The sequence below is a fragment of the Stutzerimonas kunmingensis genome (assembly GCF_900114065.1).
Lineage (GTDB): Bacteria > Pseudomonadota > Gammaproteobacteria > Pseudomonadales > Pseudomonadaceae > Stutzerimonas > Stutzerimonas kunmingensis.
The window spans coordinates 411,425-423,708 of the sequence record NZ_FORS01000004.1; the positions used below are offsets into that span (position 1 = coordinate 411,425).

Below are 12,284 nucleotides of genomic sequence, written 5' to 3' on the forward strand. Positions count from 1 at the left end.
CACGCTGTTCGCAAAAACGAAAAAACCCCGCCGAGGCGGGGTTTTTTCGTCAAGGTACGAGTACCTACTTCTTGTGGCCCAGCTTGCGCAACTCTTCATCACGCAACTCACGGCGCAGGATCTTGCCGACGTTGGTGGTCGGCAGACTGTCGCGGAACTCCACTGACTTCGGGCGCTTGTAGCCGGTCAGGTTATCGTGCATGTGCTGCATGACCTGTTCCTTGGTCAGGCTCTCCCCCGGCTTGACCACCACAAACAGCTTGATCGCCTCACCGGACTTCTCGTCCGGCACGCCAATGGCGGCGCACTGCAGCACCCCTGGCAGACCGGCAAGCACGTCTTCCAGCTCGTTGGGATAGACGTTGAAACCGGAGACCAGAATCATGTCCTTCTTGCGGTCGACGATGCGGATGTAACCGTCTTCCTGAACGACACCGATATCGCCCGACTTGAACCAACCTTCGGCGTCGATCACTTCGGCAGTGGCCTCGGGGCGCTGCCAGTAACCCTTCATCACCTGCGGGCCCTTGATGCACAGCTCGCCGATCTCGCCTTGCGCCAGATCCTGGCCATCGTCATTGATGACCTTGAACTGCGTCGAAGGAACCGGAATGCCGATGGTGCCGATCTGGATGTGCTCGATCGGATTGACCGAGGCCACCGGGCTGGTTTCGGTCAGGCCGTAGCCTTCGCAGATGGGGCAACCCGTCACCTGTTTCCAGCGCTCGGCCGTCGCCAGCTGCAGCGCCATGCCGCCCGACAGGGTGACCTTGAGCGCGGAGAAATCCAGCTTGCGGAAGTCTTCGCTGTTGCACAGCGCCACGAACAGCGTGTTGAGGCCGACGAAGCCGCTGAAGCGATACTTCGACAGGTCCTTGATCATCGCCGGCAGGTCGCGCGGATTGGAGATCAGGATGTTGTGGTTGCCGCTGAGCATCATCGCCATGCAGTGAAAGGTGAAGGCGTAGATGTGGTAGAGCGGCAGAGGGGCGATCAGCACCTCGCTGCCGTCATTGAGGTTCGACCCCATCAGCGCCTTGCACTGCAGCATGTTGGCCACAATGTTGCGGTGGGTCAGCATCGCGCCCTTGGCGACGCCCGTGGTACCGCCGGTGTACTGCAGCACGGCGACTTCATCGCTGCTTGGCGATACGTCCCGCACTGCCTTGCCACGGCCCAGGGCCAGCGCGTCGTTGAGCTTGACCGCCTTCGGCAGGCTGTAGGCCGGGACCATCTTCTTCACATGCTTGACCACCGCGTTCACCAGCATGCGCTTGAGCGGCGGCAGCATGTCGGCGACTTCGGTGATGACCACGTGCTTGATGCCGGTCTTGGGCAGCACTTCCTCGGCCAGATGCGCCATGTTGGCGAGGCAGACCAGCGCCTTGGCGCCGGCGTCGTTGAACTGGTGTTCCATTTCCCGCGCGGTATACAGCGGGTTGGTGTTGACCACGATGAGGCCGGCGCGCATGGCCCCGAACACCACGATGGGGTACTGGATCAGGTTGGGCAGCTGCACGGCGATACGGTCGCCGGGCTGAAGATCGGTGTTCTGCTGCAGATAGGCGGCGAAATCGCCGGACAGCTTGTACAGCTCACCATAGGTCAGGGTCTTGCCGAGATTGCTGAAGGCCGGCTTGTCGGCGAAACGCTCGCAAGACTGCTTGAGCACAGCCTGGATGTTCTGATACTCGTCGGGATTGATCTCGCTGGAGACACCAACAGGATACTTATCCTTCCAGAAGTTATCGGTCATGAACCCCACTCCTAAGCAACAGCTTTATTACTGCGCGATGGCAGCTGTTTTGTTGTGATTTGTTAACTTTTGTACCACTAATCGGGCTAAAAGCGTGCCCGAGGTTAGCAGCTTTGCCCAGGAGCGAACAGAGTCCGGAACGCGTTGATTCGACATAAAGTGACCGGAACATATGTCCCGGTCACTCAATTTGAGCCGCCCTCTGCGGGCTGCGCCTGTCGTTATCAGGCGCTTTCACGCAACTCGCGGCGCAGGATCTTGCCCACCGGCGTCATCGGTAATGCATCGCGGAAAACGTAGTGCCGCGGCATCTTGTAGCCGGTGAAATTCTCCCGGCAATAAGCCTGCAGTTCTTGCTGGGTGAGGGTCGGATCGCTGGGCACGACGAACAGCTTGACCGCCTCGCCGGATTTCTCGTCCGCGACACCGATAGCGGCGCAGGCGGCGACCTTCGGGTGGGCCATCACCACGTCCTCGATCTCGTTGGGATAGACGTTGAAACCGGAGACGATGATCAGGTCCTTTTTGCGGTCGACGATGCTGACGAACCCGTCCTCGTCGATCACCGCGACGTCGCCGGTCTTCAGCCAGCCCTCCTCGTCCAGCACCTCGGCCGTAGCTTCGGGACGCTGCCAGTAGCCCTTCATCACTTGCGGCCCCTTGACGCACAGCTCGCCGCGCTCGCCGAGCGGCAAGGCGTTGCCTTCGTCGTCGATGACCTTGACCGTGGTACCGGGCACCGGCAGCCCCACCGTGCCGAGGCGCGAATGTTCGCCATGAGGATTGGCGCAGACGACCGGCGAGGTTTCGGTCAGGCCGTAGCCTTCGACAACGGTGCAGCCGGTCAGGCTCTTCCAGCGTTCGGCGACTGCCGATACCAGGGCTGTACCGCCGGAATTGGTGCCTTTGAGTCGGGAGAAGTCGATCTTCTTGAACTGCGGGTGAGCCATCAGCGCGACGAACAGTGTGTTGAGCCCGAGGAACGCGGAGAACTGCCAGCGCTGCAGTTCCTTGACGAAGCCATTGATGTCCCGCGGGTTGGTGATCAGCACGTTGTGGTTGCCGGTCACCGTCATGCACATGCAGTTAACCGTGAAGGCGTAGATGTGATACAGCGGCAGCGGCGCGATCATCACTTCCTGACCTTCACGGATGACCGGGTGGCCCTGATCGTCCAGCTGCTGCATGTTGGCCCGCACCTGCTGCATGTTCGCCACCAGGTTGCCGTGGGTCAGCATCGCGCCCTTGGCCACACCTGTCGTACCGCCGGTGTACTGCAGCACGGCGACGTGGTCGAGTTCCAGCGGCGCGGGCTTGTGGCTGTGGCGCGCGCCGTCGCGCAGCACATCCTTGAAGGAAACGGCTTGCGGCAGGCTGTAATCCGGCACCATTTTCTTCAGGTGCTTGACCGCCGCGTTGACCAGCGCGCCCTTGAGCGGCGGCAACATGTCGCCGATGCGCACTTCGATCAGGTGCTCGATGGCGGTATCGGGCAGCACCTCCTGCACGTGGTGGCCGAAGGTATTGAGATACACCAGCGCCCGCGCGCCGGAATCCTGGAACTGGTGGCGCATCTCCCGCGCGGTGTACAGCGGGTTGGTATTGACCACGATGAGGCCGGCACGCAGCGCACCGAACACCGCGATGGGATACTGCAGCAGGTTGGGCATCTGAATGGCGATGCGGTCGCCGGGTTGCAGATCGGTGTGGTGCTGCAGCCAGGCGGCGAAAGCGGCGGAGTGGCGCTCCAGATCAGAGTAGCTGAGGGTGACACCCATATTGCTGAATGCGGGGCGGTCCGCGTGGGTCTTGCAGGCTCGCTCGAACACTTCGACGACCGAGCGGTAAGCACCTAGATCGATGTCGTTGGGCACGCCAGCAGGGCGTTTGTCATTCCAGAATTCAGGCTGCATTGTTATTGGCCTCTTTACCTGAGAGTGTCTGGCCCGCGCACAGCGGGCTCTGGCGAACTTATCAGGTCAGCGTCGCGACGCAACAGTCCAAGCCGCACAAATCACTGCCGTGAATCTTTCGTCACGCTGCCGGGACGGCCTGCACTCGGGACAATCGTGCTGCATGCCTCTAGAATGCAGCCCCAGCGCGCAAGTACCGGGCTGTGCCGGTTGCGCGGTACCTGATTCGATCAGGCGCAGCAGTTGACGCGCCGCCCCAGCATCTGAGGACTGTCCATGAGCACCATCAGCAACACGCCCTACGCCGAACTGGAAGTCGGCCAGCAGGCGAGCTTCGAAAAACACGTAGAGGAAAAGGACATCCAGCTGTTCGCGGCCATGTCCGGCGACCGCAACCCGGTCCACTTGGATGCCGAGTTCGCGGCCGGTACGCTGTTCAAGGAACGCATCGCCCATGGCATGTTCAGTGGCGCGCTGATCAGCGCCGCCGTGGCTTGCACCATGCCGGGCCCGGGCACCATCTATCTCGGCCAGACCATGAAATTCACCCGCCCGGTGAAGATCGGTGACACCCTGACCGTGCGCCTGGAAATCCTCGAGAAGCTGCCGAAGAACCGCGTGCGCATCGCCACCCGCGTGTTCAACCAGAACGATGAGCAGGTGGTCGATGGCGAGGCGGAAGTGCTCGCGCCACGCAAGCAGGAGACCGTAGAACTGAAGGAGTTGCCGCCGATCACCATCGGTTGAGCCTTTCCACGTTCAGTGTCCCGTCGCGTGACGGAGGCAAGCTGAGGGCGCCTGATTGGCGCCCTCTTCATTTCCAGCAATCCCTCCGCCTGCCCGGCACGGGCGACAAGCAGAACGCCATTACGGCCTTGGCCTACGCCCCGAGCAGTTCCCCAACGGAGGATGCGTATCGGATACCCCGCGCCGACCATCCAGCGAGCAGTACAAGAAGAACAACAACGGGACCCTCACCCATGCTCACTCGCTCGATCGCTTATCGGCGCCTGGCGGCGCTCGCCCTTGCCGGCTTCTCACTGGCCATGCAATCCGCTTCGGCTACCCCGCTCGACCCTGGCCCCGACGAGGCCCTGCTCTACTATCAGCGCGCCGATGGTGACTACAACGGTTGGGGACCACATCTATGGAATACCCCCGGCTGCAACGGAAGTGCGACTGAAACCAGCTGGGCGCAACCGCTCGCGGCGGTGGATACCGACCCGCGGTACGGCGCCTTGTACCGCATTCCACTGAGCGCCAATGCCAGCTGCCTGAATCTGATCATGCACAAGGGCGACGAAAAGGACCTGGGCGGTGGCGACCTGACCTGGCGCTTCGATGAACTGGGCCGTCGTGTCTTCGCGGTCAGCGGCAACCCACAGCTGTCCAGCACGCCGCTGAGTGGCAGTGCCGTGGCGATCAAGGGCGCGCGGGCGCACTGGCTTGATCCGTTCACGCTCGCACTGGTGGGCGGTGCGCCGGGCGCCAGCCGCTTGGAACTGCGCTATGACCGCGACGCCAGCATCCGCATCGACGGCGAGGCGCGTACCGTCAGCGGCGGGCGGGCCCTGGCGATGCAGCCGTCCAGCCTGCGCAATGGCCTCAGGCGCCAACACCCGCATCTGGTCGATGCCCCCGCTTACCGAATCACGACAGGTGTGAAAGACATTCGCCGCGCCGTGATGAGCCAGCTGGTGGTAATCGCCTACGACGCGGACGACCGGGTCATCGACGCCACCGAAGTGCAGACCGCCGGCATCCTCGACATGCTGTTCGCCTACAACGGCGAGCTGGGCGCGACGCTCAATGCCAGAGGTGTGTCCTTCAAGCTCTGGGCACCGACCGCACAGCGGGTTCGCCTGCACGTCTTCGATGCGTCCAAACGACTGCTACCCGGCTATCCGAAGCCTATGCGGGAACGGCTCGGCGTCTGGAGCCTGGAAGGCCCACACGCACTGGATCGCCAGTACTACCAGTACGAAGTCACCGCCTACCGACCCAGCACCGGCAGGATCGAGACGACGCTCGTCAGCGATCCCTACGCCCTGAGCCTGTCGCGCAACAGCCAGTACGCCCAGGTCGTCGACCTGAACGCCGGCGACCTCAAGCCAGCTGGCTGGGATGCCGTGCGTCCGCCAAACCCGGAGCGCCCCGAAGCGAGCGTGATCTACGAAACCCATCTGCGCGACTTCAGCGCCAGCGACACCAGCCTGCCGGCCGCGCTGCGCGGTACCTACGCAGCGTTTACCCACCAGAACAGCAACGGCATGCGGCACCTGCGCGACCTGCAGAAGGCAGGGCTCACCCACGTGCAGCTGCTGCCGGTGTTCGACATCGCGACCATCGACGAAGACCCCGCTCGGCGGATCAACCTGGACGCCCCCTTCGCCAAGCTCTGCGACCTGTCGGATGCGGCCCGGGAGCGCTGGGCGCAGTACTGTGGCGCAGCGAGCATCCGTCAGGTGCTAGAGGGCTTCGACCCGGCCAGCGGTCAGGCGCAATCGCTGTACAACGACCTGCGCGGCCTGGATGACTTCAACTGGGGCTACGACCCCTTCCACTTCACCGCGCCCGAGGGCAGCTACGCCAGCGATGCCGAAGGCGTGCAGCGCATCATCGAGTTCCGCCAGATGGTGCAGGCCTTGGCCGGCAATGGCCTCGCCACGGTGATGGACGTGGTCTACAACCACACCAACGCTTCCGGCCTGGCCGACAAGTCCGTCCTGGACAAGGTCGTACCCGGTTACTACCACCGCCGCAACCCGACTACCGGTGCGGTGGAAACCTCGACCTGCTGCGAGAACACCGCCAGCGAACATCGCATGATGGCCAAGCTGATGATCGACTCGCTGAAGGTCTGGGCACGCGACTACAAGATCGCCGGCTTTCGCTTCGATCTGATGGGTCACCATATGCGCGAGCAGATCGTCGACGCGTATCGCGCCGTTCGCCGCATCGATCGCGACACCTATTTCTACGGCGAAGGCTGGGAGTTCGGCGAGGTCGCCGGCAATGCACGCGGCATCAATGCCAACCAGCTGAACATGGCCGGTACCGGAGTAGGTACCTTCAACGACCGGCAACGTGATGCAGTCCGTGGCGGCAGCCCCTTCGACGGCGGCGACAGCATTCGCCGCAACCAGGGCTTCGCCAACGGGCTCTATCTGCGACCCAACGAGCTGAGCGGCGCCGGGGCTCAGGAAAAAGCGCAACTGCTGCACGCCACCGATTTGATCCGCGTCGGCATTGCTGGCGGGCTACGCGACTTCCAATTCGTGACCGCCGACGGCAGCACGCGCAAAGGCAGCGAGATCGACTACAACGGCCAGCCCGCCGGCTATACGCTGGACCCGCAGGAAACCGTCAATTACGTCTCCAAGCACGACAACCAAACGCTGTGGGACAACAACCAGTACAAGTTGGCCAGCAGCCTGTCGGTTGCCGACAGGGTGCGCCTGCACATGGTGGCGCTGTCGGTGCCGCTGTTCAGCCAGGGCGTGCCGTTCATCCATCTCGGCTCGGACATCCTGCGATCGAAGTCCATGCAGCGCGACAGCTACGATTCGGGAGACTGGTTCAATGCGGTGGACTTCAGCTATCAGGACAACAACTGGAACAAGGGCCTGCCGCGCGCGGACAAGGACGGCGACAACTGGCCGCTGATTCGCAGGATCATTGTCGACCCGCAGGCCAAACCGGGCACCACCGACATCGTCGCGGCGAAACGACGTTTCCTCGAGCTGCTGAAAATCCGTAGCGACAGCGCACTGTTCCAGCTCGACAGCGCCCGCGAGGTGCAACGGCGCCTACAGTTTCACAACACTGGCCCCGAACAGCAGCCCGGCGTGATCGCCTTCAGCCTGGCCGATGGTCCGCGTGACGGCCGCGATCTGGACCGCCGCTACAGCTCGCTGATGGTGGTGATCAATGCCTCGGACAGGCCGGTTCGCCTGCCGGGCGCGGACGGCTACGAGTTGCACCCGGTGCTGAAGGGTTCGGTCGACCCGATCAGCCGCCAGGCCAAGGTCACCAGTGGGGAGTTCGAGGTACCGGCGTTCACGACGATCGTGTTCGCCCAACCTCAGGCACGTCGGTAAATCGCGCGCAAAAAAAAAGGCGACCATAGGTCGCCTAAATGCCTTGCGTGCTCTTTGAATCTGCCGGGAATCGCTTACTTCTTGTGCGCATCCCGCCAGATGAAATATCCGAAGCCTCCGAGGAAGGCGACCATCAGGCCGACCGTGACCACCCCTGCGAGCACCACATCATCGACAAACATGAGACCTACCTCCGAAACCTGATTCGCTATTCGATGGGTTCAAGTTAAACCCGCTCCCCCCTAAAAAAATTGACCCGGGTCAATGGCCACAAAGCAGCGCGCACAGCCGTGAGCAACGACTGATCCAGGTCAAGAAAACAGGGGTGTTTGAGGCGAAAAACGGCAGGGGCAGCAGCAGAAGTGTGGTGAGAGCCGAGCGGATAATAGCGAATCGATCTGTGCAATGTTGAAGGGGGGCGCGATTAACGCTTCTTCGGAGAGCGTTTGCCCTTCTTCTTCGCCTTGCCCAGCGGCAGGACCTGCTCGAAGGTCTTGCGCATCTCCTCGAGGCGCTTGTCGTTGAGGTCGTGAATGCGCTTTGCGCGCTCTGCACTGAAGTCGATCAACTTCTCGTCGCTGCTCATTTGCTCGGCCTCGTCTCGATCAGGCGGAAGGTCAGGTTGAGGCGCGGCTGCAGCACCTTGCTGGTCCGCGCGATCTGGTGTTGCCAATGATGCTGCGTCATGCCCCTCATGACCAGCAGCGAGCCATGTGCGAGGACGAGCGAGTGTTGAATCCGCCCACTGCCCTTGCGCCGCAGATCGAAGCGCCGCTCAGCGCCCAAGCTCAGCGAAGCGACAGTGGGGCAATCGCCCAGCTCGGGCTCATCGTCACTGTGCCAGCCCATGGCGTCGCGTCCGTCGCGATACAGGTTCAGCAACACACCGTTGAAGCGCTGACCGGTCTCGTGCTGCAGACGCTCACGGATGTCGCGCAACAGCGGTGTCCAGGCCAGCGGATCATGTCGCAGGCCGGAATAGCGATACCTGGCGTCCGCGTCGCCGTACCAGGCGACCATGCGTGGTACTGCAACCTGGCGGCCATAGATTCGGATTTCGGGCTGCGACCAGGGCGTGGCGCTGACGAGCTTCTCCAGCCAGGCATCGGCGGTTTCGCTGTCGACCCACCCCGGGTAGTAGTCCAGTGCGGCGTCCGGCAACTCGATCGATGAAGCGTGGCTCGGGTCGTTCGTGAACACCTCAGACCTCGACGTCAACCCAGAGTCCCTGGCGCGGCAGCTCTTCGAGCTCGGCCTGGTCCTGCTCATCAGTCTCTCCGGTCGCCAGTTCCTCCGGGGTATAACCCCGGCGCTGACGCCGCCGCTGCTCGTCGCGCAGCATCTCGGCGCTCTCCTGCGGATGACGTCGGTCGAGGGTAACCGCACTTTCGTCCGGGCTCGGCTGCACGGGTGCCACCGGTGCGATCTCCGGGCGCGGCTTGACCACGTCCTGCTGGGCGTTGACCGGGAATACGCCTGATGGGATGGGTGGCAGCATGCTCATTACCCCTCTTTACCGATGAATCGGCGCGGCACCGGCCAACTTTAACAGGACCGCTACACTTCATGCGTCACGCAGTCGCCATCGGCCGTCGCTCTGATGGCGACGTTCCGTTACCATAGCCGGCTTTTTCACAGCGGGAGGCAGCATGGCGCAGCAGTATCTACCGGGGCAACGCTGGATCAGCGACAGCGAGGCAGAACTCGGCCTCGGAACCATCCTGACCCAGGATGGACGGATGCTCACCGTGCTCTATCCGGCGACCGGCGAAACGCGCCAGTACGCGACACGCAGCGCCCCACTGACGCGGGTGCGCTTCGTACCCGGTGACGAGATCACCCATTTCGAAGGCTGGAAGATGACCGTGCGCGAGGTCGACGACGTCGACGGCCTGCTGGTCTACCACGGCCTGACCGCACAGAACGAAGCCCGCACCCTGCCGGAAACCCAGCTGTCGAACTTCATCCAGTTCCGCCTGGCCAGCGACCGCCTCTTCGCCGGGCAGATCGACCCGCTCGCCTGGTTCAGCCTGCGCTACCACACCCTGCAGCACCAGAGCGCCCAGCTGCAATCCTCGCTGTGGGGCCTCGGTGGCGTGCGTGCGCAGCCCATCGCGCACCAGCTGCACATCGCCAAGGAAGTCGCTGACCGCATCGCCCCGCGCGTACTGCTGGCCGACGAAGTGGGCCTGGGCAAGACCATCGAAGCCGGCCTGATCATCCATCGCCAACTGCTCTCAGGCCGCGCCAGCCGGGTGCTGATCCTGGTTCCGGAAAACCTCCAGCACCAGTGGCTGGTGGAGATGCGCCGCCGCTTCAACCTGGAAGTCGCACTGTTCGATGCCGAGCGTTTCATCGAGAGCGATGCCAGCAACCCGTTCGAAGACACCCAGCTGGCACTGGTATCGCTGGAATGGCTGAAGGAAGACGAGCGTGCCCAGGATGCTGCCTTCGCCGCAGGCTGGGACGTGCTGGTAGTGGACGAAGCGCACCACCTGGTCTGGCACCCGGAAGGTGCCAGCGCCGAATACAAACTGGTCGAACAGCTGGCCGAAGTGATCCCCGGCGTGCTGCTGCTGACTGCAACTCCGGAACAGCTCGGTCTGGACAGCCACTTCGCCCGTCTGCGGCTGCTCGATCCGAATCGTTTCCATGACCTCGATGCCTTCCGCGCCGAAAGCTCCAGCTATCAGCCGGTGGCCGAAGCCGTGCAGGAGCTGCTCGACGAGGGCCGTCTCTCGCAGCAGGCACACCAGACTATCCACGATTTCCTCGGCGCCGAGGGCGAAGCCCTGCTGGCCGCCGCCACCGATGGCGACATCGAGGCCAGCAGCCGGCTGATCCGCGAGCTGCTCGACCGTCACGGCACCGGCCGTCTGCTGTTCCGCAACACCCGTGCCGCCGTGCAGGGTTTCCCGGAGCGCCAGCTGCATCCCTATCCGCTGCCCTGCCCGGCCGAATACCTCGAACTGCCGCTGGGCGAGCATGCCGAGCTGTATCCGGAGGTCGCCTTCCAGAGCCAGCAGGACGACGGCGAGGCGAGCAACCGCTGGTGGCAGTTCGATCCGCGCGTGGAATGGCTGATCGACACGCTGAAGATGCTGAAGAAGTACAAGGTGCTGGTCATCTGCGCTCATGCCGAGACCGCCCTGGATCTGGAAGACGCGCTGCGCGTGCGCTCCGGCATTCCGGCCACGGTGTTCCACGAGGGTATGAGCATCCTCGAGCGCGACCGCGCCGCGGCCTACTTCGCCGACGAGGCGTTCGGCGCGCAGGTGCTGATCTGCTCGGAAATCGGCAGTGAGGGCCGTAACTTCCAGTTCAGCCACCATCTGGTGCTGTTCGATCTGCCGGCGCATCCGGACCTGCTCGAGCAGCGCATCGGCCGTCTCGACCGCATCGGCCAGCAGCACACCATCCAGCTGCACGTGCCGTATCTGGAAACCAGTCCGCAGGAACGCCTATTCAAGTGGTATCACCAGGCACTGAACGCTTTCCTCAACACCTGCCCGACCGGCAACGCCCTGCAGCACCGCTTCGGTCAGCGCCTGCTGGCGCAGCTGGAAGAAGGTGACGACGACGCCTATCAGCTGCTGATCGACGAGGCCCGCGCCGAGCGCGAGCGTCTGGAAGCCGAACTGCACAGCGGTCGCGACCGTCTGCTGGAACTCAACTCCGGCGGCGGCGAACAAGGCAAGGCGCTGGTCGAAGCCATCGAGGAGCAGGACGACCAGTTCGCCCTGCCGATCTATATGGAGCAGCTGTTCGACGCGTTCGGCATCGACAGCGAAGACCACTCGGAAAACGCCCTGGTACTGCGCCCCAGCGAGAAAATGCTGGATGCCAGCTTCCCGCTGGGCGATGACGAAGCCGTGACCATCACCTACGACCGTGAACAGGCCCTGGCCCGCGAAGACATGCAGTTCCTCACCTGGGAACACCCCATGGTGCAGGGCGGCATGGACCTGGTGCTGTCCGGCTCCATGGGCAACACCGCGGTCGCGCTGATCAAGAACAAGGCGCTCAAGCCGGGCACCGTATTGCTCGAGTTGCTGTTCGTCAGTGAAGTGGTGGCGCCGCGTGCACTGCAGCTGAGTCGCTTCCTGCCGCCGCTGGCGTTGCGCTGCCTGCTCGACGGAAACGGCAACGACCTGGCCTCGAAGGTGGCCTTCGATACGCTCAACGATCAGCTGGAAAGCGTGCCGCGGGCCAGCGCCAACAAGTTCGTTCAGGCCCAGCGCGACGTGCTGGCCACCCAGATCGCCGCCGCCGAAGCCAAGATCGCGCCGCGCCACAGCGAGCGCGTTGCCGAAGCACAACGCAAGCTCAAGGCCGGCCTGGAGGAGGAGCTGGCGCGACTGGTAGCCCTGCAGGCAGTCAACCCGAGCGTGCGCGACAGCGAGATCGAAGCCCTGCGTCAGCAGCGCGAAGACGGCCTGGCAGCACTGGAAAAGGCGGCCTTGCGATTGGAGGCAATACGGGTGCTGGTCGCCGGCTGAGCCGGCAGCGCTTTGC

General features: G+C 63.3%; 9 protein-coding genes. 3 read left to right on the forward strand and 6 right to left on the reverse strand.

Going from position 1 to position 12,284, the window contains the following annotated elements:
• Positions 1 to 64 precede the first annotated feature (64 nt).
• On the reverse strand, positions 65 to 1,756 hold the full coding sequence (gene fadD1, locus BM275_RS13040; protein ID WP_023444470.1) for a long-chain-fatty-acid--CoA ligase FadD1: 1,692 nt from the start codon (positions 1,754 to 1,756) through the stop codon (positions 65 to 67).
• A gap of 224 nt (positions 1,757 to 1,980) precedes the next feature.
• Complete coding sequence (gene fadD2, locus BM275_RS13045) at positions 1,981 to 3,669, reverse strand: long-chain-fatty-acid--CoA ligase FadD2 (RefSeq protein WP_023444471.1); 1,689 nt, start codon at positions 3,667 to 3,669, stop codon at positions 1,981 to 1,983.
• A 276-nt stretch (positions 3,670 to 3,945) separates the two neighbouring features.
• Between fadD2 and BM275_RS13050 the strand changes: the two genes are divergently transcribed.
• The gene (locus tag BM275_RS13050; RefSeq protein WP_014821189.1) at positions 3,946 to 4,416 is read left to right on the forward strand and encodes a MaoC family dehydratase; all 471 of its coding nucleotides are present in this window, start codon (positions 3,946 to 3,948) and stop codon (positions 4,414 to 4,416) included.
• 233 nt (positions 4,417 to 4,649) lie between these two features.
• A complete protein-coding gene (gene pulA / locus BM275_RS13055) occupies positions 4,650 to 7,769 on the forward strand; it encodes a pullulanase-type alpha-1,6-glucosidase (RefSeq protein ID WP_090521594.1) in 3,120 nt (1,039 codons plus the stop codon).
• A gap of 74 nt (positions 7,770 to 7,843) precedes the next feature.
• On the opposite strand, the gene ccoM is transcribed toward pulA, so the two are convergent.
• From ccoM to BM275_RS13070, 4 genes are all read right to left on the reverse strand, one after another.
• Positions 7,844 to 7,951, reverse strand: coding sequence for a cytochrome c oxidase subunit CcoM (gene ccoM / locus BM275_RS22550; protein ID WP_023444473.1), 108 nt, complete (start codon positions 7,949 to 7,951; stop codon positions 7,844 to 7,846).
• A 242-nt stretch (positions 7,952 to 8,193) separates the two neighbouring features.
• Entirely contained in the window at positions 8,194 to 8,355 is a 162-nt protein-coding gene (locus BM275_RS22270) for a hypothetical protein (RefSeq protein ID WP_014821192.1), read from the reverse strand.
• Positions 8,352 to 8,969 carry an alpha-ketoglutarate-dependent dioxygenase AlkB family protein gene (locus tag BM275_RS13065; protein ID WP_090521596.1) on the reverse strand — a complete coding sequence of 206 codons (618 nt, stop codon included), beginning with the start codon at positions 8,967 to 8,969 and terminating at the stop codon, positions 8,352 to 8,354. Before BM275_RS13065 ends, BM275_RS22270 begins: the two co-directional genes overlap by 4 nt.
• Before the next feature lies 1 nt (position 8,970).
• On the reverse strand, positions 8,971 to 9,267 hold the full coding sequence (locus BM275_RS13070; protein ID WP_090521698.1) for an aspartate-semialdehyde dehydrogenase: 297 nt from the start codon (positions 9,265 to 9,267) through the stop codon (positions 8,971 to 8,973).
• Between the two features lie 151 nt (positions 9,268 to 9,418).
• Here BM275_RS13070 and rapA point away from each other — a divergent pair, with 151 nt between their 5' ends.
• The gene (gene rapA, locus BM275_RS13075) at positions 9,419 to 12,268 is read left to right on the forward strand and encodes an RNA polymerase-associated protein RapA (protein WP_090521599.1); all 2,850 of its coding nucleotides are present in this window, start codon (positions 9,419 to 9,421) and stop codon (positions 12,266 to 12,268) included.
• Positions 12,269 to 12,284 lie beyond the last annotated feature (16 nt).

Coding starts and splice junctions, on each gene's coding strand:
- fadD1 (WP_023444470.1), bottom strand. CDS start 1,756: ATGACCGATAACTTCTGGAAGGATAAGTATCCTGTTGGTGTCTCCAGC.
- fadD2 (WP_023444471.1), bottom strand. CDS start 3,669: ATGCAGCCTGAATTCTGGAATGACAAACGCCCTGCTGGCGTGCCCAAC.
- BM275_RS13050 (WP_014821189.1), top strand. CDS start 3,946: ATGAGCACCATCAGCAACACGCCCTACGCCGAACTGGAAGTCGGCCAG.
- pulA (WP_090521594.1), top strand. CDS start 4,650: ATGCTCACTCGCTCGATCGCTTATCGGCGCCTGGCGGCGCTCGCCCTT.
- ccoM (WP_023444473.1), bottom strand. CDS start 7,951: ATGTTTGTCGATGATGTGGTGCTCGCAGGGGTGGTCACGGTCGGCCTG.
- BM275_RS22270 (WP_014821192.1), bottom strand. CDS start 8,355: ATGAGCAGCGACGAGAAGTTGATCGACTTCAGTGCAGAGCGCGCAAAG.
- BM275_RS13070 (WP_090521698.1), bottom strand. CDS start 9,267: ATGCTGCCACCCATCCCATCAGGCGTATTCCCGGTCAACGCCCAGCAG.
- rapA (WP_090521599.1), top strand. CDS start 9,419: ATGGCGCAGCAGTATCTACCGGGGCAACGCTGGATCAGCGACAGCGAG.